The organism is Roseovarius sp. (assembly GCF_040223625.1).
GTDB lineage: Bacteria > Pseudomonadota > Alphaproteobacteria > Rhodobacterales > Rhodobacteraceae > Roseovarius.
The window spans coordinates 77555-102179 of record NZ_JAVKFX010000016.1 but is presented as its reverse complement, the minus strand read 5'-3'; the positions used below and the strand labels follow the sequence as shown (position 1 = coordinate 102179).

Genomic DNA, 24625 nt, shown 5'->3' with positions numbered 1-24625 from the left:
TAAGGGCGCCGGCCACTCGGGGAGATGTGCGGCCGGCGCCCGGTGTTCCTGGCGGTCAGGCGCCGGTCTGCAGGTACGCCTCGAGACTGTCGTCGAGCGCTTCCTTCCACGCGGTGTGGTGCGCCGGGGCCTGCTTGCCCGTCAGCGGCGAGACATAGCCGTTGTCGCGGAAGGCCATGATGTCCTGCTTCTTGTGCTTCTTCCACTTGTAGAACTGCTCGCAGGCCTTATCGACATCGAAGCTCGGGTAATCCGTCTCGGCGATCAGCTCGGCCACGTAATCGCCCTGGTACTTGATGCAGGCGTAATCGTCCTCCAGCGCGTCCTCGTCGGCCTGCCGCTGTTTCCAGTCGGCCTCCATCGTGGCGCGGTCGGGGATCTCGAGCTTGCCCATGATGGCGTCGCGCACCCACCACGCCTGGCCGTCGAACATGTTGAAGGTGAACCACTGGTCCTGCATCCCGAGGTAGAAGAGCTTGGGGTTATGCACCCAGACCACGCCCTTGTAGAGGTCGGTCGTCGCCAGCCGGTTCGCCGTCTTCAGGCGCAGATCGTCGGGCAGGAAGTTGAAATGGTGCTTGTAGCCGGTGCAGAGGATGATCGCATCGACGTCGCGGCTGGTCCCGTCCGAGAAATGCGCCGTGCGCCCCTCGACCCGGTCGAGCGCGGGCACCTCGTCCCAGTTGTCGGGCCAGTCATAGCCCATCGGCCCCGAGCGGTAGCAGGACACGATCGACTTCGCGCCGTATTTCCAGCACTGGCTGCCGATATCCTCGGCCGAGTAGCTGGAGCCCATGATCAGGATGTCCTTGCCCTCGAACTCGCGCGCATCGCGGAAATCGTGGGCGTGCAGGATGCGGCCGTTGAACCCGTCGAAGCCCGGATATTCCGGCACGTTCGGCACCGAGAAATGGCCCGAGGCGACGATCACGTGATCGTAGTCTTCGACCGATTCTTGGTCCTTCTCGCTGTCCCGCGCGGTGACGGTGAACTTGCCCGACGCCTCGTCGAAGCTCACGTCCCGCACCACGTTGTTGAACCGGATCCAGTCGCGCACGCCGGCCTTCTTCACCCGCCCCTCGATATAGTCGAAAAGCACGGCGCGCGGCGGGTAGCTGGCAATCTCCTGCCCGAAATGCTCGTCAAAGGAATAGTCGGCGAATTCGAGCCCTTCCTTCGGGCCGTTCGACCACAGGTAGCGGTACATCGAGCCGTGGCAGGGCTCGCCATCCTTGTCGACCCCGGTGCGCCAGGTATAGTTCCACAGGCCGCCCCAGTTCGACTGTTTCTCGTAGCAGACGATCTCGGGGATCTCCTCGCCCTTGTCCTTGGCGGACTGGAACGCGCGCAACTGCGCAAGGCCCGACGGCCCGGCACCGATGATCGCAACTCTTTTCTTGGCCATTCTGCTGGTCTCCCTGTCTGTATTGAACCAATATTTCATTTTGGTACTTTTGGTTCATTTCAGGAAACCAAAGCGTGAACCAATCTGTCAACAACAAACCTGTTCAGGCGGGCAGATTCCCCCTAGACTTGCCCAGCCCGCTTGCAGAAAGGACGCGTACGGTTGGAAGCTTCGAGTTTCGCACAACGGCTGGCGATTTCCGGTGCCATGCCAAGGCTTTCGGTCGGCATGGCCAGCACGGTCAATATCGGCTTTCTCGCGCCGCTCTCGGGGCAGGCGGAAAGCTGGGGCCTGCCGGGGCTGCATGGCTGCCGCATCTGGGAAGGCTGGCTCAACCGCGCGGGCGGCCTCCTGATCGGCGGGCGGCGCTACCCGATTCGCATCCACGCCCATGATTGCGGGGCCGGGCCGGACGAGGCGCATGAAGGCGCCGTCGAACTGGTGCAGGGCCATGACGTGAAGCTGATGATGATGCTGGGCGGCGACGATTACGCCGCCGTGGGCGACTACCTGACCGAGAAGCGCATCCTGACCTCGACGCTGCTGCCCTCCGACCTGTCGCCCGACACGCCCTACCTGATCGCGCCGTCCGAGGTGCACCCGGTTTACGTGGTCACCGGGGTCGACTGGCTGACCCGCACGCAGCCGGGGCTGAAAACCGTCGCCCTCTGCGCCCAGAAGGACGGCATGGGCCTGCCCTCGCTCGCCACCTACCGCGCGGCCTTCAAGGCTGCCGGGGTCGAGATCGTCAAGGAGGTGCAATACCCCGCCTCGGGCGGCGATCCGGCCGAGATCGTGGGGCCCATGCTCGAGGCCCGGCCGGACATCCTCTGCTGGTGCACCAGCTACACGCCGATGGTCCACGCCATGACCGAATACGCCCATGCGCAGGGCTTCAAGGGCCGCATCCTCTCCTGCACCTTCGACCATTACGACCGGCTGGTGGGCAGGCTGGGCGCGGAGTTCATGGAAGGCGTCACCTTCCAGTTCCCCGATTTCGACGACCCGGCGCTGCGCGAAAAGGCGTTCTTCTTCAACCAGCCCAACGTGTTTTACGAGGAATACAACGCCCGCAACCCCGGAAGCTGGTCGGCGGTGAGCTGGGAATACGCCGCCATCCTCGACATCTGGCACGCCGCGGTCGAGAAGGCGGGCACGGTCAACCCGGTCTCGGTGCTGGCGGCGATGAAACAGCTGGGCCACGTCACCCACGCCTTCGGCCCGGCGGAATGGTGGGGCACCGACCTCTTCGGCATCGACAACGCGCTGGTGGGTGACTGGCCGGTCGTGTCGATCCGCGACGGCAAGGCCCGGATCGAGGAGTTCGGCTCGGTCCCGGGCTGGCTGCACGCCCATAGCGGCGCGCTCCGGCGCGAGATGCTGGATTTGGGCCAGATGTGGGAACAGCGCCTCACCGGCCCGGCGCGGGCGACGAAGCTGGGGGCAAGGACGGTGGCGGAGTAGGGGGCGCACCGACGTTATACCGACAAAATACCGACGTGATACCGACGTTGGATTTTGGCCTTGATGAGCTGCCATCTCGTCCCGGCCTCCGAGCCGGGACCTCGCGGCGCCAATACCACCGTTCAGGTACGGGTCGCGACGGTGCCGCCGCCGGGAGAGCGCCGGCCCGTGGGGAGGCGCTGCAACGGATATTGCTGCCGCTTTATCGTGCCGAATACATCCTACCTAGAGACGTCGCACTACACCTGCCACAGCGCCTGCCCGCCGGGAGGGGCCGGCGCTCGCCCGGCGGCCTTCGGCCTCGATTCCGGGCGTGTTCCAAGCCTCGCAGGGTGGGTGCCAACCCACCTCCCGCACCCCCTCAAAAATCCTGCAACAACAGCTTCTGCTCTTCCACCAGGTGCAGCTTGATGAACTCCACCGCGCTCGCCACGTCCCGCGAGGCAATCGCGTTGAACAAGGTATTGTACCGCTTCTGGTAATCCTGCATCCGCTTCGGCGTCAGGTTCCGGCGCCGCAGCTTGGTGCGGAAGCTCTGCCGGTAGGTCTCGATCGTCAGCCGGTAGCACGACGCCAGCAGCGGGTTGCCCGTGCCCTCGGCGATCTGGGTGTACAACTTCTCTTCCAGCTCGATGAACGCGTCCACATCCGTCTGGATCGTCTCGATCTTCGACAGCGTCTCCGACAGGTCGTTGATCTCGCGCGGGGTCATGTTCACCACCGCCAGCCGCACCATTTCCGGCTCCAGTATCCCCCGCACCACGAGGTGATGTAGCGGGCTCGTCTCGTCGGCGACCGAGGCTGTCGCCGCATCCCCCGGCGCGGCGGACCGGTAGGTCACGAAACTGCCCGAACCCGGCCGCCGGCGAATGGCCTTCTGGCTTTCCAGCACGTCGAGCGCCTCGCGCACGGTATTCCTTGCCACACCCAGCTCCGCCGCCAGCGTCCGCTCCGACGGCAGGCGCGTGTCGGTCGGGTATTCCTCCGACTTGATCCGCGCAAACAGCGTGTCGACGACGATCTGCACCGTCGCCCCCACCGGCTGGCCGGTGACGATCCCGCGCGCGCTGTCGTCGAGGTCCTTCTGCATGCGTGCTCCCCCGCTGGGCCTTTGAGCGCGCGCACCAGACCAATCCGGACCGGGCCCGCGTGAATTGGTACTATGGCGGGGGATCGCGGTAATTTCCAGCCTCCTCTTGAGGGGCCGGGGCAGGGGGGAGAAACCCTTTGCACTCCCGCGCGGCTTCGCCCTATCTTGCCGCGACCCTTGAATCAGCACGCGTGACCATGACCGATACCGGCCCGTTCGTGTCCTCCTTTCTCGAGATCGAGAAGGGCTGGATCGACTACAACAATCATCTGAACATGGGCTATTACACGGTGGTGTTCGACCGCGCCTCGGACCAGCTGTGGGATTGGCTGGGCTTCGGCGCGCATTACGTGGCCGAGACCAACCACACCACCTTCGCGGCCGAGTTCCACGTCCGCTACCTGCGCGAGGTCAAGCTGGGCGACCGGCTCTATTCCCGAATCTGCATCCTCGACCATGACGAGAAGCGGTTCCACACCTTCCAGGAACTCTACCACGAGGATGGCTGGCTGTCCGCGACGGGCGAGGGGCTGACCCTGCATGTCGATCTGGGCGGGCCGAAAGTGGCGCCGATGCCCGAGCATATCCAGCGCCGGCTGGCGGAGCTGGCCCGGGCCCATGCAGAACTGCCCGCGCCCGAAGGGGTGGGCAGCCGGATCGGGATCAGGCGGAAGGTGAAAAGCGGCTGAAGGCCTATTCGCCCGAAATTATCCGCGACAGGCGACGTGGTGCCCCGCGCGGAATCCAGGGCGAAGCCCGCCGCGCGATCGACAGGCCGGCCCGCCGCACCATAGGTGCGCCTCCTGTTATCGGCACGCCATTGGCGTGACGGACTGGCGATTGGGAGACGGCAGAGCTCCGTTAAGAGGTTCTTCGGATTTGGCTGGCATAAAGTGCGATTCACGGCCGTTGCATCGCCAGCCCCCGGCCTGTCGATCGCGCGGCTTCGCACCGGGAGCACATCGCACGATCAGCCTCCGGAAAAGCAAAAACGCCCCGCAGAGCAAATCCGCAGGGCGCTTAACCATTTCTCAACAGGTCTTGACCAACCGTTAACTCAGATCCCCAGCTTCTGCTGCACGATCTCGTTCACCGCCTTCGGGTTGGCCTTGCCGCCCGTGGCCTTCATCACCTGTCCGACGAACCAGCCGGCCAGCTTGGGGTTCGACTGCGCCTTCTCCACCTGTGCCGGATTGTCGGCGATGATTTGGTCGACCGCCGTCTCGATGGCGCCGGTATCGGTGACCTGCTTCATGCCGCGCTCCTCGACGATCTGCGCCGGGTCGCCGCCCTCGGTATAGACGATCTCGAACAGGTCCTTGGCGATCTTGCCCGAGATGGCATCGGAAGAGATCAGGTCGACGATCCCGCCAAGCTGCGCGGGGGAAACCGGGCTGTCGGTGATGTCGTGGCCTTCCTTCTTCAGCCGCCCGAACAGCTCGTTGATGACCCAGTTCGCGACCAGCTTGCCGTCGCGGCCTTTCGCGGCCTCCTCGAAGAAGGCCGCGTTCTCGTGCTCGGCGGTCAGGACGTTGGCGTCATACTCCGAAAGCCCGAAATCACCCACGAACCGCGCCTTCTTCTCGTCCGGCAGCTCCGGCAGGGACTCGGCGATGCCGTCCACCCAGTCCTGCTCGATCTCGAGCGGCAGCAGGTCGGGATCGGGGAAGTAGCGGTAATCATGCGCCTCTTCCTTCGACCGCATCGACCGGGTCTCGTTCTTGTCCGGATCGTAAAGCCGGGTTTCCTGCACCACCTCGCCCCCGCCCTCGACAATCGCGATCTGGCGCCGCGCCTCGTAATCGATGGCCATCTGGATGAAGCGCATCGAGTTCATGTTCTTGATCTCGCAGCGCGTGCCGAGATGCGAGAAATCCTGCGTTTCCATGTATTTCTCATAGGCGCCCGGCCGGCAGACCGAGACGTTCACGTCGGCCCGCAGGTTCCCGTTCTGCATGTTGCCGTCGCAGGTGCCCAGGTAGCGCAGGATCTGGCGCAGCTTGAGGATATAGGCCGCCGCCTCCTCGGGCCCGCGGATATCGGGGCGGGAGACGATCTCCATCAGGCAGACGCCCGTGCGGTTGAGGTCGACGAAGGACATGTGCGGATCCATGTCATGGATCGACTTGCCGGCGTCCTGCTCCATGTGGATGCGCTCGATCCGCACCTTGCGGGCGATGCCGGGTTCCATGTCGACGATGATTTCGCCCTCGCCCACGATCGGGTGGTAGAGCTGCGAGATCTGGTAGCCCTGCGGCAGGTCGGGATAGAAATAGTTCTTCCGGTCGAAGGCCGATTTCAGGTTGATCTGTGCCTTCAGGCCCAGCCCCGTCCGCACCGCCTGCTCGACGCAGAACTCGTTGATGACGGGCAGCATGCCCGGCATCGCCGCATCGACGAAGGCCACGTTCGAGTTGGGCTCGGCCCCGAAAAGCGTCGAGGCGCCCGAGAACAGCTTGGCGTTCGAGGCGACCTGGGCATGTACCTCCATGCCGATCACCAGTTCCCAGTCGTGCTTGGCCCCGGCGATCACCTTGGGTTTCGGGGGCTCGTAGGTCAGGTCAAGCATCTGCGGCGCTCCGTTTGCGTATCGTCCGGCGTTCTAGACCGGGCGGGCGGAACGGGCAAGAGGCGCGGGCAGGCAGGGACGCCCACGAAGTCCTTAAAATACTTCGATCCGCAGTCTTTCAAAGACTGCGCCCCCCGGCGCGAAGGATCAAAGCGCCGGCAGCCGGTACATCCCCTGCGGCGAGAACGCGATCGAGCTGCCATCGGCGATCTCGCCGGCGAACCGCGCGGCGATGATCCGAAGCGCGGTCTGCCGCCCCTTGACCACCAGCGCCCGGCGCGAGGGCAGCATCGGCACCTGGCCCGGCACCAGCAGCGTCTGCGACCAGATAAGCGGGTGCAGCTCCTGCAGGTAATCCGCCAGCAGCCAGTCGAGACAGTCATGCAACTGCTCGCGGCTCGCATGGCCGCGCCGCGACAGCATCTTGTCCTGCTTCAGCGGCGCCATGGAAATCGCGCAGAAGGCGGCGAACTGGTTGATCACGTGCTGGTCGCGCTTGCGGTTGATGATATTCTCCATCCCCTCGATGAAGAACTCCGCATCCAGCAGCTCGATCGCCTGCGGATCGGCGGTCAGCGCATCGAGGTAGACCCAGGTGTAACCGCCCGCCTGCCAGACCTCCTCGGTCTGCGAGGCGATGCGGCGGGCCTCGATCTCGAGCACGTTGGGCGACTTGCGCAGCAGCGGCACCATGTGCCGGCCCATGGCGCGCATGTGGCGGTGGCCCTCGGGATCGATGCCGATCAGCGTGGCGTAATCCTCGGCCAGGTGGCGGCCGCGCTTCTCGTTGGTGGCGTTGAGCGCGCATTGCGCCGCCAGCACCGACGGCGCGTCGAGCGCGACCCCGTCATGGGGCGCAAGGATCTCCTCGGCGCGTTCCAGATGCTCATGCGCCCGGTTCAGGCTTTTCTCGGGCGCGGTTTCGAACATGATGCTGTGCCAGGCCCAGGCGATATCGAGATGGGCCAGCGCCACGACCAGCGCACAGGCATAGTCGCCCGGCTCTTCCTCCAGCACCTCCTCCAGCGCCTCGATCCCCTCGGGGCTGGGCTCGGCATTGTCGTGCAGCGCGTCCTCGGCGGCCGAGACCACGTCGCTGCGCGCCCCGAAGGCCAGCAGAAGCGAGGCCGTCTCGCCCCCCGGCGTGGTCAGGCGCGATTCGTCGGCATAGCGAATGCGGCGCGACAGCTCGGTCCAGCGGTCCTGCCGGGCAAGCTTCTGCCCCTTGTCCTGGTGTGTGGCCCGGGCCATCTCCTCGTCCGAGACCGGAAGCGAAGGCAGGATGATCCGTTTGGTCAGGGCGTCGATGTCCTTCTCGGTCATCTTCCGCATCTTCGGCGCCGCCGGACGGCCGCCGGACCCGGTCAGCATCCCGCGCAGCTTCGAGAAGGTTCCGGACGCGGACTTTGACTGATTGCGCGATTTCAACATACTTTGCCTGTTCAGATGGAATTCGTTCGTGCTTGTGACAGCGTATTCGGCCCAAATTTGGGCAAGTCGAGGGAGATGGCAGGGAAAACGTGCGGCCAGCGCATGTATGCCAGGAGGCGGCGAAAATTTGGGGGTCCGGGGGGATGCGTCGACTAATACTTTGTCTTTACTTGTTATTCCTGCCCTCGGCCTCGCCGGCGGAGCAGGACGAGGGGGCCGAGGCCGGCGTGTTTCCGCCCGCGCGCGTCGCCCAGATTCCCCGCGCCCGATGGGATCACCGCGCCGAATCCGCCCTCTGGACGCGCAGCGCGCTGTCGGCGCTCAAGCAGCACGGCGCGGCGCTGGTGGAAACGGTCCCGCGCGATATCGCCGATTGGTGCCCGGCCTATCCCAATGCCTCGGCGGAAAAGCGCCGCGCCTTCTGGGTCGGGTTCCTGTCGGCGCTGGCGCGCTATGAAAGCACCCATCGGCCGCATGCCGTGGGGGGCGGCGGGCGCTGGTTCGGCCTGTTGCAGATCCTGCCGGGCACGGCGCGCGGCTATGGCTGCCGGGCGCGCAGCGGGCAGGCACTGCTCAACGGGCCGGCAAACCTGTCCTGTGCCATCCGGATCATGACCCGCACCGTGCGGCGCGACGGGGTCGTGTCGCGGGGGATGCGCGGCGTGGCGGCGGATTGGGGGCCGCTGGTCAGCCGCGCGAAACGGCACGAGATGATGGCCTGGACCAAGTCGCAGAAATACTGCACGCCGCTGTCTTCGGTCCGGCCCCGCGCCCGGCCCGAGGGCTGGAACCCGGCGCGGGAAGTGGTCGCGTTGCGGCCCAGGGTACGGCCGCCGGAGGTGGTCGAGGCGGCGGTGCCCGCGATCCTCGAGCTGGAGGCCATCGTGCCGGAGGACGGCACCACGGCGGCGCCCGAAGACCTCGAGCTTGAGATCGTGACGCCGACGGACAGCGCCACGGCAGCGCCCGACGACCTCTAACTGGAAATCGTGACGCCGAAAGACAGCGCCACCCCCACGCCCGAGGATCTAGAGCTGGAGATCCTGCCCCCCGAGCCGCCCGACCTCGAGATCGTCTCGCCCTGACCGCCCGTGGCGCCGCCGCTAGCCCGTGGCGCCCGACAGGTGGCGCAGCTTGTCGGGGTTGCGCACGATCCACAGCGCCGCGATCCGGCCGTTGCGGAGGCTGACGGCGGTGGTCTGCATCACCCCCGCCGGATCGACCGAGACGAAGCCCGGCGCGCCGTTGATCCGCTGCAGGGGCGGGCAGGGGCGCTGGGGCAATTGCCGCTTGCGCGCCAGCCCCACGAAGAGGCCGGCCGCCCGGCGCGCGCCCGACAGCACGTTGATCGCCGCCGGCACCTTGCCGCCGCCATCGGTATGCACCTCGATATCCTCGGCGAAGATCTCCAGCAGGCGCTGCATGTCGCCCTCGCGGCTCGCCTCCCAGAAGGCGGCGATGATCGGGCGCGCGGCGTCGAGCGACGGCGCCGCCGCCGGCGGCTCGGCCCCGGCCAGCCGCTTGCGGGCGCGGGAGACCAGTTGCCGGCAGGTCGCGGGCGTGCGGCCCACCACCTGCGCGATCTCCTCGAACTCGTAGTCGAACGCATCGCGCAGCAGGAAGGCCGCGCGCATCTCGGGCGATAATGTCTCCAGCAGCAGGATCAGCGCGATGCTCACATCCTCGGTCACCATCCATTGCTGTTCCGGCGTCGGCTCGGGGCTTTCCAGCAACGGCTCGGGCAGCCACGCGCCCACGTAGGTTTCGCGCTGCCGCCGGGCCGATTTCAGGTGATCGAGGCTCAGCCGGCTGACCACCGTGGTCAGCCAGCGCGCCGGGCTGTCCAGCGCCGCCAGATCCTGCCCGGCAAAGCGCAGCCAGGCCTGCTGCAGGATATCCTCTGTCTCCGCCACCGAGCCCGTCATCCGATAAGCGAGCCCCGCCAGCCGGCGGCGCTCGCCCTCGAAGGCGTCTATATGCCGGTCAGGCGGCATCCTGCGCCTTCCGCGCCGGGTGTTGCGAGCGGAAGCCCACGGCAAACCGGTTCCACCCGTTGATGGCGTTGATGATCAGCGTCAGATCGACCTGCTCGGCCTTGCTGAACTCCTCGGCCAGCGCGGCGTAATCGGCCTCCGGCGCGCCCGTCGCCTCGATCCGCGTCAGCGTATCGGCCCATCCCAGCGCCGCCCGCTCGCGCGCATCGAAGGCCGGGCTTTCCCGCCATGCCGCCAGCACGTCGAGCTGCTGCTGGGTGACGCCCGCCTTCAGCGCCTCGGGCGCATGCATTTCGAGGCAGTAGGCACAGCCGTTGATCTGCGACACGCGCATCTTGATCAGCATCCGCAGGGCCGGGCCGATGGTCAGGTTGTGGGTGGCGTTCTCGAGGGCCAGCATGGCCTTGGCGGCCTCGGGCGAGGCGGTGTGCATGTTCAGTCTCGGTGTCATGGCGACTTCTCCTTTCAGGGTTGCGTCTGCCTCCATGACGATCGACCGCCCCGATCTGTGACAGGGGCGGTGGATTTTTGTCTCACGCCCCCCGGATTCGGCTGACCATCTCGGTCGTGTCGCGGCTTAGCCCCTCGACGGCAAGGATCCGGTCAAGCTCGGCGGCGATCTTCGCCTGCCGGTCGGCATCGTAGCGCTTCCACGTCTCGAAGGCCGAGCACATCCGCGCCGTGGTCTGCGGGTTGAGCGGGTCGAGCCTGATCAGCCAGTCCGCCAGCACCCGATAGCCCTCGCCCGACGCATGGTGGAACCCCGCCGGGTTCATCGCCAGCGCGCCCAGCGTCGCGCGGAAGCGGTTGGGGTTCTTCATGCTGAAATCCGGGTGCTGCGTCAGCCGCTCGGCCACCGCCGCCGCCTCGTCCGGCGCGGCATTGACGATCTGCATCATGAACCACTTGTCGATCACCAGCCGGTCATGCTGCCACTGGTCGTAGAAGGCCCGCGTCGCCGCTTCCCCCTTGCCGGCCTGCAATAGGCAGGAGAAGGCGGCGAGCTGCTGGGTCATGTTGTCGGCCGCGTCGTACTGTGTCTGCGCCAGCACCCCGCCATCGAGCCGCGTGATGATCCCCAGCGCCGCATTGGCCAGCGCCCGCGCGCCGGATTGCTCTGCATCGGGCTGGTAGGGGGCGGTCACCTGGTGGCCGGCATAAAGCTTCGGCGCAAGATCCTGCATCGCCTCGGCGCGAGCGTGCTTCAGCGTCTCCAGCGCCTCGTAAATCGCCTGCGGGTCGGGCGTGGTGCCGCCCTCGTGCAGGGCCTGCGCGAGGTCGTCCTGCGACGGCAGGCCAAGCGCCAGCGCCCGGAAGGCGGGGTCGAGGCTCTCGTCCCGCGCCAGCGCCTGCACCGCGTCGAGATACCGGTCATCGGGCTGGGCGCCCTCGCGCAGCATCCGCAACAGCCCGTCGCGCGCCAGGTCGCGGCCCGCCTCCCACTTGTTGAACGGGTCGGTGTCATGGGCCATCAGGAAAGCGCGCTCGGCATTATCGGTCTCGCGCTCGACGATTACCGGCGCCGAGAAGCCGCGCAGGATCGACGGCACCGGCTTCGCTCCCAGCCCCTCGAAGCGGAAGCTCTGTTTCGCCTCTGTCATCTCCAGCACCTGCGTTTCCCGCACCTCGTCGCCATTCGGGCCCAACAGCCCCACGGCGATCGGAATGACCCGCGGCGGCTTGTCGGTCTGGCCGGGCGTCGGCGGCGTCGACTGCTCGAAATGCAGGGTATAGATGCCATCTGCCCATTCGTCCGTGACCTTCACCCGCGGCGTGCCCGCATCCGTGTACCAGCGCTTGAACTGCGACAGGTCCCGCCCCGTCGCCCCCTCGAACACGGCCAGCCAGTCCTCGATCGTCGCCGCGTCGCCATCGTGCCGCTCGAAATAGAGGTCGAGCGCCTTGGCATAGCCCGCGTCCCCCACCAGCGTCTTCAGCATCCCGATCAACTCGGCGCCCTTCTCATAGACCGTGGCGGTGTAGAAATTGTTGATCTCGACGAAGCTTTCGGGCCGCACGGGGTGCGCCAGCGGGCCGTTATCCTCGCGGAACTGCCGGGCACGGAGCGCGATCACGTCCGAAATCCGCTTGACCGCCGCCGAACGCATGTCGGCGGTGAACTGGCTGTCGCGGAAGACGGTCAGGCCCTCCTTCAGGCACAGCTGGAACCAGTCGCGGCAGGTGATGCGGTTGCCCGTCCAGTTGTGGAAATACTCATGCGCGATGATCGCCTCGATCCGCTCGAAATTCATGTCTGTCGAGGTGGCCGGGTTGGCCAGCACGGCGGCCGAGTTGAAGATGTTGAGACCCTTGTTCTCCATCGCGCCCATGTTGAAATCGTCGACCGCGACGATGTTGAAGATGTCGAGGTCGTATTCGCGGCCGTACACCTCCTCGTCCCACTTCATCGACTTGATCAGGCTTTCCATGGCAAAGGCGCACTTGTCCTCGTCGCCGGGGCGGACCCAGACGTTCAGCTCGACCGCCTTGCCCGACCGGGTGGTGAAGCTGCCCGGATGGTTGACAAGGTCGCCCGCCACCAGCGCGAACAGGTAGGCGGGCTTGGGCCACGGGTCGTGCCATTCGGCAAAGCCGTCGCCCCGCGCGCCGGGGTTGCCGTTCGACAGCAGCACCGTTTCCTCCCCCTCGATGCGCACGTCGAAGGGCGCCATCACGTCGGGGCGGTCGGGGTAATAGGTGATCTTGCGGAACCCCTCGGCCTCGCACTGGGTGCAGTACATGCCGTTCGACATGTAAAGCCCCTCGAGCGCGGTATTGGCCTGCGGGTCGATCTCGACCTCGGCCTCCCAGACGAAAGGTTTGTCGGGCACCTCGCAGGTCAGCCCCTCCGCGGTCACCTCGGGCGTGACGGGCTGGCCGTCGATGCTGGCCGAGATCAGCTTCAGCTTCTCGCCATGCAGGAAAAACCGCCGGTCTTCGGCCTCCGGATTGGGCCGGAACGCAATGCGCGAGATCACGCGCGTGGCGGAGGGATTCAGCCGGAAGGTCAGCGCGACCTCGTCGACCCGGAAGCCGAACGGCGTGTAATCCTTGAGGTAGATCGTCTGGGGGGATGCATCCTTCATCGCGGCCTCCGGTCGGGAACATAAGCGGTCGGCTGCACGTTATTTCCACAAGCAGGGGGCTGCAATGGCAGCACACCGCGATTTTCACCTTCAGATTGACGAGGTCCTCCGTGTCCGCACCGAAAACAAACATCGAGAAACAGGAACGCCGCCACAAGGTGCCGCTGATCGGCATGGTCGCCGTGGTTCTCTTTGCCTCCGCGCTTCTGGTGGGGCTCATCCTCTGGCTCGGCTATCAGGGCAACGAGCCCGGCAATGCCGAACCCCAGATCGATGGCCGCACCGGCGCCGAGGAACAGGCCGACTGACCCCGCTTTGCCGCTTTCGTGATCACCGCTGCGGCATTCTGCACTGGCGCGCGTCCGGTTGTGCGGGAATACCTGTTTCCTTATCCTCGGGTCGAATATATCCAGAGTGACAGGCTCGAACGGATAAAGGATCAGCATGGCCCGCCCGATCATCGGCATCATCGGCAACAGTTATCTCATCGACGGCAGCTACCCGGTTCATGCCGGTGGCCAGATGAATTCCGACGCCGTCTCACAGGTGTCGGACTGCATCCCGATGATCGTGCCCACCGATCCGCGCTTCGTTTCCGTGCAGGAACTGCTGGAGACCTGCGACGGCTTCCTGCTGACCGGCGGCCGCCCCAACGTCCACCCCGAGGAATACGGCCACGAGCCGACCGAGGCGCATGGCACCTTCGACCGCTCGCGCGATGCGATCTCGCTGCCGCTGGTGCGGGCCTGTGTCGAGCGCGGCCAGCCCGTCTTCGGCGTCTGCCGCGGCTTTCAGGAGGTGAACGTGGCGCTGGGCGGCACGCTGCACCCCGAGATCCGCGACCTGCCGGGGCGCGAGAACCACCGCATGCCCCCCGACGGCACGATCGAGGAGAAATTCGCCCTCCGCCACACGGTGAAATTCACCGATGGGGGCGTCTTCCACCGCCTGCTGGGCGAGGCCGAGGTGATGACCAACACGCTGCACGGGCAGGGGATCATCGACCCGGGCCGCGGCGTGGTGATCGACGGCTACGCCCCCGACGGCACGCCCGAGGCGATCTATGTCGAGGATGCGCCGGGCTTCACCCTGTCGGTGCAATGGCACCCCGAATACAACGCCGCCGCCGACCCGGTCAGCCGGGCACTTTTCGGCGCCTTCGGCCAGGCCGCCCGCGACTGGGCGGCGGGCCGCAGCGCCCCGGTGCGCCGCTCGGCCTGACCCTGCCGCCTTCTCCACCTTCAGGCTTGCGGCCACCGCCCCCGCGCGGCTAGGCTCGTGATCAGGCGCGGCCCGCGCCTCCTCCCTCCGACCGGGGCAGCATCGCACGTGCAGGGCCAGTTCCCGTATCGCTCCCGCCCACGCCGGGGCCGCGCATGAGGAGGGGTTGCGCGCCACGCCCGGCGGCGGAGAGACCGGAATGAAACTGTCAGCCCCCCTCTACCAACTGAAACGCCAGGCGAAACGCATGGCCCGCGACGAGGGGATCGCCCTCCACGCCGCGCTCGACCGGATCGCCGGCGCAGAGGGCTTCCGCTCCTGGAGCCACCTTGCCGAAACGGCCAGACCCGGCCCGGCCGAAGCCGTCCTGCACCAGCTCGCCCCGGGCGACATGCTGCTCGTCGCCGCCCGCCCGGGACAGGGCAAGACGCTGCTGGGGCTCGAACTGGCCCGCGGCGCCGAAACCCTCGGCCGCCGCGGCGTGTTCTTCACGCTCGACTACACGCGCCGCGAAGTGGAGGCACATCTTTCCCGCCTGCCGGGGCAGGGGGAGGTCATGATCGACACCTCCGACGAGATCTGCGCGTCCTACGTAACCGACAGGTTGTCCCGCCTCGACACCCCCGCGCTCGCCGTGATCGACTATCTCCAGATCCTCGACCAGCGGCGCGACACCCCGCCGCTCGCCGAACAACTGGCGGCGCTGAAGACCCATGCCAGGGCGTCCGGCGCCATCTTCGCCATAATCTCGCAGGTCGACCGGGCCTTCGACTCGGCCTCGGGCAAACTGCCGGGGCTGAGGGATATCCGGATGCCCAACCCGTTCGATCCGGGCCTCTTCGACAAGGCCTGTTTCCTGCATGACGGGCAGGTGCGGATGGGCCGGGTGGGCTGAGGTTGCGGGCGAGGTAAATTTTCCCTCCGCCCTTGATCGCCGGACAGAATCGTCGAAAACTCAAAGGATTACATGCACGGGGGCCGGCGGCATCTGCCCGCCGGTCTTATGTGCCAAAAGTCATTTGATGCAAGAAAGGTAATTGGTATGAAACCGTTTTTCACGAAACCCCTCTGCGCCGCCGTTCTGGCGCTGGCCCCTAATTTCTCGGTCGCCGAGAACTGCTATTTCGATGTGCAGGCCGAGTACTACAACGACGCTCAGAGCTACTCGCGTGATTTCCTGAAACCCATCATCGGCCAGGACATTCAGTCCAAGGACCTGCCCGGCGGAACGGTGCAGGTCACCAAGGACTGCCGCAAGCTCAGAGACGGGCTGACCGTGTATCGCCGTCACCTCAGGCCGCAGTTGGAGGACCTTCGGGATGAAGTCTACGATAATATCATTGTGGACCGGGAGGAGGGGTATTTGAACTGCGCGCGGCGCGGCAGTCGAAATTACGATGTCGTCGTTCACGAGATGGACAATATGTTGAGCATCGCCGCAGAGGCCTGGCGCAACTACAAGAAGAACTGTGACGGCAATCTCCATTTCGACGAGGACGATCTGTCCTGAGGCAGACGGTCACTCCAGCACGATCCCAAGCTCGGCCCGCGCCTTCTTCGTAAGGTTGCGGGCCACCATGTCATAAGACGCCACGATATGCTCGCGCAGACTGTCATCCGACATCCCCTGCGCCTCGTAGACCTGCAGCCATTTCAGCCCGCGTGACGCAAGATACGGGGCAGGGCGCACGCCCGGCTGGTCCTGCAACACCTCGAAGGCCAACTCTGACGCCTTGAAGGTAAACGCCTCCCGCCCCTCGTTCCAGCCGCAGAGGGCAAAGACCTTCGACCCCACCTTCCACACGTCCGCATCGCCCCACTGCACCACGTGATGGGTGCCGACAAGCCCGCCGCAGAAGGCGTTGAACTCCTCCCGGGTCATCGCGTCAGCTCTGCCCGCCCATGATCTCGATCGTCTGCCCGTTGATGCTTTGCGAGCCCGGCCCGCACAGCCATGCCACCGCCGCCGACACCTCCTCGGGTTCGATCAGACGCTTGTGCCGGTTGGTGTGCACCATGATCTTCATCGCCTCCTCCTCGCTGATCCCGGCGCGGTCGCGGATGGTCTCGACGTTGCGGCTGATGATCTCGGTATCCGTGTAACCGGGGCAGACCGCGTTGAAGGTGATGGGCTGGCCCAGGTAATCCTCGCTCAGGCTGCGGATCAGGCCGATCATCCCGTGTTTCGACGCGGTATAGGCCGCCGCCCCCTTCAGCCCGCGAATGCCCGCGACCGACGAGATGGCGATCACCCGGCCCCAGTCGGTCTGCCGCATCGAACCGAGCGATTCCCGGATCGTCCAGAACGCCCCGTCGAGGTTGGTGGCCATCACCCGGCGCCAGAACTCGGTATCGGTCTTGTGCAGCGCGCGCCCCTCGGCCACGCCGGCGTTGGGCACGCAGATCTGCACCGGCCCCCGCGCCTCGACCGCCTGCGCGATGCCGCCCGAAACCGACGCCTCGTCGGTCACGTCCATCACCAGCGGGTGCAGCCTGTCGCCCGCCGCCTCTTCCAGCACCTCGCGGCGCCGCCCGGTGATCGTCACCGCCGCGCCCTGATCCGCCAGCGCCCGGGCGATGGCCAGCCCGATGCCCGTGCCACCCCCGGTGACAATTGCGTGTTTCCCGTCCAGCATCGCGGCCTCCTTGGTCCTGTTCCAGCGCAACCCTATAGGACATATCGGGGGGAACAAGCCGGTTGATCCCGCCGGCCCTCCGGCCCTTGAAAACCGCGCGGTGATTCCGCAAAAACCGGGCCCCGCGCCGCCGCAATCGGCCCGGAATCGCCCCCGGTCGCCGAAAAACCCGGCGCCGGGCGCGAAAATTGGGGCAATCTGGGTGTCGCATATCCGGGGGTATTGTGAAATAACGACCGTTGGACGAATAAAACCGTCACGCGCGCGGGAGGAATTGACGCGCGCCTTCGATCAGGGAGACAAGCCATGGCCGACAACAAGAAATCCGGCAAGCAGACCCAGTCACCGATGGACCCGTTCGGGTTCTCGCAGATGTTCCAGGAGTCGTTCAAGATGTTCGACCCAGATCGCGTCGCCCAGATGTTCGACCCGCAGAAGGTCTTCGCCCAGATGCCGGCGATGCAGTCGGCCGACATGGACATGAACGCGATCATCAAGAAGAACCAGGCCTCGTTCGAGGCGATGGTCGAGGCCAACAAGGCCGCCGCCGCCACCTACCAGGACATGCTGGAAAAGCAGATGGACATCTTCAACCGCATGACCGCCGCCGCCCAGGACGTGGCCAAGCAGACCGAAAGCCCGGTCAGCGCCGACGCCGCCGCGAAGAATTCCAAGATCTACGCCGAGGCCGCCGAGACCGCCTTCAACCTGATGCGCGAAATGGCCGAGGCCGCCCAATCGGCCAACCAGCAGGCCTTCGACCGCCTCAGCGGGCAGGTCTCGCAGGCCATGGACAATATCAAGACCAAGTAACGCCGCGACGCAAAGCGGTCCTTTGACAGCAAGGGGAATGAGACATTGAAGATCGGAACGCCAAAGGAAGTTCTGAAGGGCGAGAACCGGGTCGCGATGACACCGGACTCGGCGTTGCAGCTCCAGAAGCTGGGCTATGACTGCGCCATAGAAACCGGGGCGGGCCTGAACGCCGGCTTCAAGGATGCCGATTACGAGGCCGCGGGTGTCGAGATCATCAAGACGCCGGCCGCGCTGTGGAAGGCGGCCGATATCGTCGCCAAGGTCCGCGTCCCCACCGAGACCGAGCTGAAGCGGCTGCGCAAGGACCAGACGCTGATCACCTTCTTCAACCCCGGCGGCAACGAAGACGGGCTGGAACTCGCGAAGTCCAAGGGCGCCACCGTCATCGCGATGGAAATGGTGCCGCGGATCAGCCGTGCCCAGAAGATGGACGCGCTCAGCTCCATGGCCAATATCGCCGGCTACCGCGCGGTGATCGAGGCGGCCAACAACTTCCCCCGCCTGATGACCGGGCAGGTCACGGCGGCCGGCAAGGTCGCCCCCGCCCGCGTTCTCGTGGTGGGCGCCGGCGTGGCGGGCCTCGCCGCCATCGGCACCTCCACCTCGCTGGGCGCCATCACCTATGCCTTCGACGTGCGCCCCGAAGTGGCCGAACAGATCGAGTCGATGGGCGCAGAGTTCGTCTATCTCGACTTCGAGGAAGAGCAGAAGGACGGCTCCTCCACCGGCGGCTATGCCGCGCCGTCGAGCCCCGAGTTCCAGGAAAAGCAGCTCGAGAAGTTCCGCGAGCTGGCGCCCGAGGTCGACATCGTCATCACCACGGCGCTGATCCCCAACCGGCCCGCGCCGGTCCTGTGGACCAAGGACATGGTCGAGGCGATGAAGCCCGGCTCGGTCATCGTCGACCTCGCCGCCGAGCGCGGCGGCAACTGCGAACTGACCCAGCCGGACGAGAAGATCGTCACCGACAACGGCGTCACCATCGTGGGCTATACCGACTTCCCCAGCCGGATGGCCACGCAATCCTCGACGCTCTACGCCACCAACATCCGCCACATGATGACCGACCTGACGCCCGAGAAGGACGGCAAGCCGGTTCATGACATGGAGGATGACGTCATCCGCGGCTCGACCGTCACCCACAAGGGCGAGATCACCTGGCCGCCGCCACCGCCCAAGGTCCAGGCCATCGCGGCCCAGAAACCCAAGGAAAAGCCGAAGGAACTGACCGCCGAGGAACGCCGCGCCCAGGAAGTCGCGGCCTTCAAGCAGCAGACCAAGAACCAGGTCACGCTGCTCGCCATCGGCGGTTTGCTGGTGCTGCTCGCCGGGCTCTACGCGCCGGCCAGCTTCATGCAGCATTTCATCGTCTTCGTGCTCGCCGTCTTCGTGGGTTTCCAGGTCATCTGGGGCGTCTCCCACTCCCTGCACACGCCCCTGATGGCGGTCACGAACGCCATTTCGTCGATTATCATCCTCGGCGCCTTGATGCAGATCGGCTCGGGCTCGTTCATCGTCATATTGCTCGCCGCGCTTTCGGTCTTCATGGCCGGGATCAACATCTTCGGCGGCTTCCTCGTCACCCGGCGCATGCTCGCCATGTTCCAGAAGTCCTGAAGGAGGCCTGAGAGATGGAATTCGGATTTACCATTGCGGCCTATGTCGTGGCCGCCGTTCTCTTCATCCTCTCGCTCGGGGGGCTGTCGGGGCAGGAAAGCGCCAAGCGCGCCGTCTGGTACGGGATCGTCGGCATGGGGCTGGCGGTGCTGGCCACGCTCATCGGTCCGGGCTCCGGCCTTTGGTTGCTGTCGCTGATCCTCGTCGCCGCGGGTGGCGCGATCGGGGTCTATGTCGCCAAGCGCGTGCAGATGACCGAGATGCCGCAGCTTGTCGCCGCCATGCACTCGCTGGTGGGCCTCGCCGCGGTCTTCGTGGGCTTCAACGCCGATATCGAGATCGGCCGCGTCATGGCGATGGAGGCCGACACCTACTCCACCCTCAAGGGCTTCGCGGCGCTCGTCGCCAAGAAGACCCAGGTGGAAATCAACATCCTCCGGGTCGAGCTGTTCCTCGGCGTCTTCATCGGCGCGGTCACCTTCACCGGCTCGGTCATCGCCTTCGGCAAGCTTGCCGGCAGGGTCAGCTCCAAGGCCGAGAAGCTGCCGGGCGGGCACATGCTCAACGCCGGTGCCGCGATCATCTCGGTGATCTGCCTGATCTGGTATCTCAACAGCGGCGACTTCTTCCCGCTCCTGCTGATGACGGCCATGGCGCTCTTCATCGGCTACCACCTGATCATGGGCATCGGCGGCGCCGACATGCCGGTCGTGGTCTCGATGCTGAACAGCTACTCGGGCTGGGCGGCCGCCGCCATCGGCTTCTCGCTCGGCAACGACCTGCTGATCGTGGTGGGCGCGCTGGTGGGTTCCTCGGGTGCCATCCTCAGCTACATCATGTGCAAGGCGATGAACCGGTCGTTCATCAGTGTGATCCTCGGCGGCTTCGGCAACGATGGCGGCCCGGCGGCGGAAATCGAGGGCGAACAGGTCGCCATCGAGGCCGACGGCGTGGCACAGGCCCTCAACGAGGCCGACAGCGTGATCATCGTGCCGGGCTACGGCATGGCGGTGGCGCAGGCCCAGCAGGCGGTCAGCGAGCTGACCAACAAGCTGCGCGCCAAGGGCAAGAATGTCCGCTTCGGCATCCACCCCGTCGCGGGCCGTCTGCCCGGCCACATGAACGTGCTGCTGGCCGAGGCCAAGGTGCCCTACGACATCGTCCTCGAAATGGAAGAGATCAACGACGACTTCCCGGAAACCGACGTGGTGATCGTCATCGGCTCGAACGACATCGTGAACCCCGCCGCGCAGGAAGACCCCAACAGCCCCATCGCCGGCATGCCGGTGCTGGAGGTCTGGAAGGCCAAGACCATCTTCGTCTCCAAACGCGGGCAGGGCACGGGCTACTCCGGCATCGAGAACCCGCTCTTCTACAAGGACAACACGCGCATGTTCTACGGCGACGCCAAGGAGAGCGTGACCAAGCTGATCGGCCTGATCGACTGATCCGGTCCCATCCGGACCATGCGGGCACGGGGGCGAAAACCCCCGTGCCCGTTTCGTTTCGTGGGGCAGTTTTTTGCCGGCAGGGGTGGATTTTAGTATATACGCAGTATATCAAACGCATATGCGCCGCACCGCTTAACCAGCGGCGCCATATGAGGAAAGGACATCACATGGCCAAGAAAGCCAAGATCAAGGCACTCAAACAGGAAGTCGCCTCGCGCAAGAAGAAAGTCGCGCGCCAGGAGACCAAGCTGAAGAAAGCCAAGAAGGCCCTGAAGAAAGCGGCCTGAGCCGTATTCGGCGAGAACCACCACGGGGCGGCGGCGAGGATCCGGCGCCCCGTTGCCTGTCGCGGGTCCGAAAACGGATTGCATACGGCAGTATTCATCTAACCTATTGAACCTGCGAATAAATCTGTTCCCTTCAGCGGCCCGGTGTCGTAGTTTGCCCGTGACATCACGTAAAACCCGCGCCCATGCCACCGATCAAGGACCATCCCCTTCGCTACGGCCTCGCGAACGAGCTGCACGCCCGCCCGTTCCCGGCGCTCGGCGTGCCCTCGACCGCCGTCTTCCTCGCCATCAAGCAGGAGCACGGCGCGGCGGGGCGCGACCGGGCGGCCGACATGGCGCATCTCGTGGCGCTGCTCGACCGGCACGGCGCGGCCCATCCGCAGCCCGGCGCCACGCATTATTCCGGCCCCATCGGGCGGCACACGCTCAAATGGGAAAGCCATACCGAGTTCGTCACCTACACCGCTTTCTCCGAAGGGCAGGGCAAGCGCCCCTTCGACCCGGCCGATTTCGAGGTCTTCCCCCCCGACTGGCTGGCCGAGGCGCCCGGCCTGCGCATCACCTCGGCGCTCATCCGCATCCAGCCGCTCAAGGATGACGACGCGCTCAGCGCCGATATCGCCGAGTGGTTCGTGCCCGACAGCGTGGCCGTCGCCCGCGTGCTCGACAACGCCGCCGTCATAGCCGGCGATTTCCGCATCGACCCGGCGGGCCACCAGCGCCTGCTGATCAGCGTCTCGCCCGAAACCGGCCCGCGTCGGGTGGGCCGGATCATGCAGCGCCTCTGCGAGATCGAGACCTACAAGTCGATGTCGATGCTGGGCTTCTCCCGCGTGGGCGAGCTCAGCCCGCGCATGGGCGAGCTGGAGAACCGGATGCGCGCCATGATCGGCGACATGACCGGCGGCGAGAAGAAGGCCGAGGAAACGCTGCCCGACCTGCTCGACATCTCCGCCGAGCTCGAGGCGATGGTGACGCAAAGCTCCTTCCGCTTCGGCGCGACCGAGGCCTACGAGACCATCGTCAACCAGCGCATCTCGGTTCTGCGCGAGGACCGCTTCAAGGGCCGCCAGACCTTTGCCGAGTTCATGATGCGCCGCTACGACCCGGCCATGCGCACCGTCCGCTCGGCCCAGGACCGCCTGCGCGCCATGGCCGACCGCGCCCGCCGCGCGGGCGAGCTGCTGCGCACCCGCGTCGATGTCGAACGCAGCGCCCAGAACCAGGCGCTGCTGGAAAGCATGGACCGGCGCGCCGACCTGCAGCTTCGCCTGCAGAAGACGGTCGAGGGGCTCTCGGTGGTCGCCATCAGCTACTACGCCGTCTCGCTGGCGGGCTACCTGCTCTACCCGCTCACGGGCGTGCTGGGGGTCAGCAAGGGGCTGATCACCGCCGCCGTGACCCTGCCGGTCGTCGCCGCCGTCTGGCTTCTCGTCCGCCGCATCCGCAGGAAATTCCACTAGCCGGCAAGGCGCGCCCCCAGCTTTCATTGTTCCCCAAATACTCCCGCCGGAGGCGTCCCGCGGCCTCCAGCCCCACACCGGCCCGCTACTGCTGCCGCAGCCCGACCCATTGCGCCCAGGCCTGCCGCGACCCGGCAAAGGCGTTGAGATCCACATCGCCCTTCAGGCCCGGCACGATCCCCGTGCCGCTATACTGCCAGAAGCTCCAGCGCTGGCCGGGATAGACCTGGTCGAGGGGCCGCGCCACCGACCGCAGCCAGAATTCCTCCTGCGTCAGGCGGTGCAGCCCCGCGTCCTTGTAGAATTGCGGGGTGGTGTAGATCACCGGCCGCTGGCCGTAATGCCGGTGCAGCATGTCGAGGAAGATCTTCATCTCGCTCCGGACAGCCGACCCGGAGGGCCGTTTCTGGCATGTGGGCGACAGGTGGTTCCACTCCATGTCCAGAACCGGGGGCAGGGCGCCCCTCTCGCGCGGCACGTTGCGGATGAACCATTTCGCCTGCGTCTCGGCATCGGTGCAGAAATAGTAGAAGTGATAGGCCCCGCGCAGCACCCCCGCGCGCCCTGACATCTGCCAGTTCTGCGCGAATTGCGAATCCAGAAGGTCGCCGCCCTCCGTCGCCTTGATGAAGGCGAAGTTCACCCCGGCCCGCGCCGCCGCGTGCCAGTCGACCGTGCCCTGGTAACGGGCCACGTCGATCCCGTGCACCGGGTAGCGATCCGGCCCGTTGCGCCCGAAATCCACCGGGTCGCGATCGTCGAAATCGGAGGACCGGACCTCGATCACCTGCTGTTGCGCCAGCGCCACCCCGGGCAGGGCGAGACCGGCCAGCAGGATCAGCGAAAGCAGCGAAGCGGCAAGGCGGGGCATGATCAGGTTTCCGGGTCGCGTTGCGTGACGAACGCAAGGTTGTTGGCGGGCATCTCGACCACGTCGACGAGCGTCAGCCCCGCCGCGTGCAGCCAGTCGATGGTGGTGAAATCGTCCTTGTAGCCCACCTCCGGATCACTGGCGCGCAGGCTGGCGTCAAAGCTGGCATCGCCCTCCGAGGTGGCCTCGCCATCGCGCAGGAAGGGGCCGTAGAGGATGAACCGCCCGCCCGGCGCCAGCGCCCGCGCGACCTCGGCGATGATCGCCCGCGCCTCTGGCGTGCTGATCAGGTGCAGCAGGTTGACCAGCACGATCAGGTCCTGCCCGCCATGCGCATCGGCCCAGCCCGGCGCGGTGGCGTCGAGCGCGATGGCAGGCCGGATAATGGGCAGTCCTTCCGTCGCCGCCCAGGCGTCGATGCTGGCCCGCCGCTCGGCCGCGATCTCGGTCGGCTGCCAGTCCAGCCCCGGAAACGCCCGCGCGAAAGCCAGCACGTGCTGCCCGGTCCCGCTGGCAATCTCCAGCGCCCGGCCCTCCGCCGGCGCATGGGCGCGCAGCAAATCCGTGATCGGCCCGGCATTGCGCAGCGCCGAGGGCGCCGACAGCCGCGCGTCCCCGCCCGGCTCGGCGACCGAGGCAAGCTCTGCAGGCAGGTGGCGTTGTGGCATGAACTCTCCCGCGGTTGGCCCTTCACGATAGCCGGGGCCGGGACATTTTCAAGCGGCCGGCCCACAAAAAGGCCCGCGTCGAACCGGCCGGCCCCCTACCAAGAAACGCTCCCCCATCTAGAGCCCCTCGGTGGGCCTTGCGACAACCAGCGGGGACGGGTTGTCAATGTGGAGGTTCCCAGAGTTCGATCGGATTGCCGTCTGGGTCATGCAATCGGGCAAATCGTCCGGTTTCCGGCGTGTCCCACTCGTCGCGCGTTTCAGACTCGATGCCGGACCTGGCAAGTTGCGCGCGCATTGCGTTCAGATCGCTCACACGAAAGTTGATCATCCATTGCTGATCCGGCCGGCCGAAATACTCGGTATCACTGGCGAAAGGCGCAAACACCGTATGCCCGGCCTCTTGCTTCCAGAAGCCTTCGGAGATGGGATCGACCCCGAGGTTGTCCCGATACCATGCAGCCAGGAATTCAGGATCGCGGGATCGAAAGAAGACACCACCGATTCCAGTCACCTTTTCCATACTAACCTCCACAAATTTTTTCCGACGATA

Annotated in this window: 23 protein-coding genes; 11 read left to right on the top strand and 12 right to left on the bottom strand. The window is 66.0% G+C overall.

Annotated elements, in window-relative coordinates; translation table 11 throughout:
- Positions 1 to 55: 55 nt before the first annotated feature.
- Positions 56 to 1405, bottom strand: coding sequence for a trimethylamine monooxygenase (locus tag RLN94_RS04755; RefSeq protein ID WP_350123046.1), 1350 nt, complete (start codon positions 1403 to 1405; stop codon positions 56 to 58).
- A 162-nt stretch (positions 1406 to 1567) separates the two neighbouring features.
- Here RLN94_RS04755 and RLN94_RS04750 point away from each other — a divergent pair, with 162 nt between their 5' ends.
- A complete protein-coding gene (locus tag RLN94_RS04750; protein ID WP_350123052.1) occupies positions 1568 to 2869 on the top strand; it encodes an ABC transporter substrate-binding protein in 1302 nt (433 codons plus the stop codon).
- Positions 2870 to 3230: 361 nt separating this feature from the next.
- On the opposite strand, the gene RLN94_RS04745 is transcribed toward RLN94_RS04750, so the two are convergent.
- Positions 3231 to 3959, bottom strand: a complete 729-nt coding sequence (locus tag RLN94_RS04745) for a FadR/GntR family transcriptional regulator (protein WP_300892199.1) — start codon at positions 3957 to 3959, stop codon at positions 3231 to 3233.
- Between the two features lie 197 nt (positions 3960 to 4156).
- Here RLN94_RS04745 and RLN94_RS04740 point away from each other — a divergent pair, with 197 nt between their 5' ends.
- The gene (locus tag RLN94_RS04740) at positions 4157 to 4648 is read left to right on the top strand and encodes a thioesterase family protein (protein ID WP_350123056.1); all 492 of its coding nucleotides are present in this window, start codon (positions 4157 to 4159) and stop codon (positions 4646 to 4648) included.
- A 368-nt stretch (positions 4649 to 5016) separates the two neighbouring features.
- Here RLN94_RS04740 and gatB read toward each other — a convergent pair whose 3' ends face one another.
- Both gatB and RLN94_RS04730 read right to left on the bottom strand, forming a co-directional pair.
- Positions 5017 to 6528 (bottom strand): Asp-tRNA(Asn)/Glu-tRNA(Gln) amidotransferase subunit GatB, encoded by a 1512-nt coding sequence (gene gatB, locus RLN94_RS04735; RefSeq protein ID WP_350123059.1) that lies wholly within the window; start codon positions 6526 to 6528, stop codon positions 5017 to 5019.
- 147 nt (positions 6529 to 6675) lie between these two features.
- The gene (locus RLN94_RS04730; RefSeq protein WP_350123062.1) at positions 6676 to 7851 is read right to left on the bottom strand and encodes a hypothetical protein; all 1176 of its coding nucleotides are present in this window, start codon (positions 7849 to 7851) and stop codon (positions 6676 to 6678) included.
- Positions 7852 to 8102: 251 nt separating this feature from the next.
- Between RLN94_RS04730 and RLN94_RS04725 the strand changes: the two genes are divergently transcribed.
- Positions 8103 to 8939, top strand: coding sequence for a transglycosylase SLT domain-containing protein (locus tag RLN94_RS04725; RefSeq protein WP_350159161.1), 837 nt, complete (start codon positions 8103 to 8105; stop codon positions 8937 to 8939).
- Positions 8940 to 9062: 123 nt separating this feature from the next.
- On the opposite strand, the gene sigJ is transcribed toward RLN94_RS04725, so the two are convergent.
- The 3 genes from sigJ to pepN form a co-directional block, all read right to left on the bottom strand.
- Positions 9063 to 9953 carry an RNA polymerase sigma factor SigJ gene (sigJ, locus tag RLN94_RS04720; RefSeq protein ID WP_350123068.1) on the bottom strand — a complete coding sequence of 297 codons (891 nt, stop codon included), beginning with the start codon at positions 9951 to 9953 and terminating at the stop codon, positions 9063 to 9065.
- Positions 9943 to 10404: a carboxymuconolactone decarboxylase family protein gene (locus tag RLN94_RS04715; RefSeq protein WP_350123071.1), complete on the bottom strand. Its 462-nt coding sequence runs from the start codon at positions 10402 to 10404 to the stop codon at positions 9943 to 9945. Before RLN94_RS04715 ends, sigJ begins: the two co-directional genes overlap by 11 nt.
- An 82-nt stretch (positions 10405 to 10486) precedes the next feature.
- A complete protein-coding gene (pepN, locus tag RLN94_RS04710) occupies positions 10487 to 13039 on the bottom strand; it encodes an aminopeptidase N (protein ID WP_350123074.1) in 2553 nt (850 codons plus the stop codon).
- 110 nt (positions 13040 to 13149) lie between these two features.
- Between pepN and RLN94_RS04705 the strand changes: the two genes are divergently transcribed.
- The 4 genes from RLN94_RS04705 (at position 13150) to RLN94_RS04690 (ending at position 15770) form a co-directional block, all read left to right on the top strand.
- The gene (locus RLN94_RS04705; RefSeq protein ID WP_350123077.1) at positions 13150 to 13347 is read left to right on the top strand and encodes an ETRAMP family protein; all 198 of its coding nucleotides are present in this window, start codon (positions 13150 to 13152) and stop codon (positions 13345 to 13347) included.
- Between the two features lie 136 nt (positions 13348 to 13483).
- On the top strand, positions 13484 to 14260 hold the full coding sequence (locus RLN94_RS04700) for a gamma-glutamyl-gamma-aminobutyrate hydrolase family protein (protein WP_350123080.1): 777 nt from the start codon (positions 13484 to 13486) through the stop codon (positions 14258 to 14260).
- A gap of 199 nt (positions 14261 to 14459) precedes the next feature.
- Positions 14460 to 15155: a DNA helicase gene (locus RLN94_RS04695; RefSeq protein WP_350123083.1), complete on the top strand. Its 696-nt coding sequence runs from the start codon at positions 14460 to 14462 to the stop codon at positions 15153 to 15155.
- 147 nt (positions 15156 to 15302) lie between these two features.
- Positions 15303 to 15770, top strand: a complete 468-nt coding sequence (locus RLN94_RS04690; RefSeq protein ID WP_350123086.1) for a hypothetical protein — start codon at positions 15303 to 15305, stop codon at positions 15768 to 15770.
- 9 nt (positions 15771 to 15779) lie between these two features.
- On the opposite strand, the gene RLN94_RS04685 is transcribed toward RLN94_RS04690, so the two are convergent.
- Together RLN94_RS04685 and RLN94_RS04680 are read right to left on the bottom strand one after the other, a co-directional pair.
- Complete coding sequence (locus tag RLN94_RS04685) at positions 15780 to 16142, bottom strand: MmcQ/YjbR family DNA-binding protein (RefSeq protein ID WP_350123089.1); 363 nt, start codon at positions 16140 to 16142, stop codon at positions 15780 to 15782.
- Positions 16143 to 16146: 4 nt separating this feature from the next.
- Complete coding sequence (locus RLN94_RS04680; protein WP_350123092.1) at positions 16147 to 16896, bottom strand: SDR family NAD(P)-dependent oxidoreductase; 750 nt, start codon at positions 16894 to 16896, stop codon at positions 16147 to 16149.
- 306 nt (positions 16897 to 17202) lie between these two features.
- On the opposite strand from RLN94_RS04680, the gene RLN94_RS04675 reads away from it, so the two are divergent.
- From RLN94_RS04675 to RLN94_RS04660, 4 genes are all read left to right on the top strand, one after another.
- A complete protein-coding gene (locus RLN94_RS04675; RefSeq protein WP_350123095.1) occupies positions 17203 to 17709 on the top strand; it encodes a phasin family protein in 507 nt (168 codons plus the stop codon).
- A 45-nt stretch (positions 17710 to 17754) separates the two neighbouring features.
- Positions 17755 to 19329 carry a Re/Si-specific NAD(P)(+) transhydrogenase subunit alpha gene (locus RLN94_RS04670; protein WP_350123098.1) on the top strand — a complete coding sequence of 525 codons (1575 nt, stop codon included), beginning with the start codon at positions 17755 to 17757 and terminating at the stop codon, positions 19327 to 19329.
- Positions 19330 to 19343: 14 nt separating this feature from the next.
- Entirely contained in the window at positions 19344 to 20777 is a 1434-nt protein-coding gene (locus RLN94_RS04665; protein WP_350123101.1) for an NAD(P)(+) transhydrogenase (Re/Si-specific) subunit beta, read from the top strand.
- Positions 20778 to 21252: 475 nt separating this feature from the next.
- The gene (locus RLN94_RS04660) at positions 21253 to 22533 is read left to right on the top strand and encodes a DUF3422 family protein (protein WP_350123104.1); all 1281 of its coding nucleotides are present in this window, start codon (positions 21253 to 21255) and stop codon (positions 22531 to 22533) included.
- Between the two features lie 85 nt (positions 22534 to 22618).
- Here the strand turns inward: RLN94_RS04660 and RLN94_RS04655 are convergent, their stop codons facing one another.
- The 3 genes from RLN94_RS04655 to RLN94_RS04645 form a co-directional block, all read right to left on the bottom strand.
- Positions 22619 to 23404, bottom strand: a complete 786-nt coding sequence (locus tag RLN94_RS04655) for a glycoside hydrolase family 25 protein (protein WP_350123107.1) — start codon at positions 23402 to 23404, stop codon at positions 22619 to 22621.
- Positions 23405 to 23406: 2 nt separating this feature from the next.
- A complete protein-coding gene (locus tag RLN94_RS04650; RefSeq protein WP_350123110.1) occupies positions 23407 to 24072 on the bottom strand; it encodes a DUF938 domain-containing protein in 666 nt (221 codons plus the stop codon).
- 163 nt (positions 24073 to 24235) lie between these two features.
- Complete coding sequence (locus RLN94_RS04645) at positions 24236 to 24595, bottom strand: VOC family protein (RefSeq protein WP_350123113.1); 360 nt, start codon at positions 24593 to 24595, stop codon at positions 24236 to 24238.
- Between the last annotated feature and the right edge of the window lie 30 nt (positions 24596 to 24625).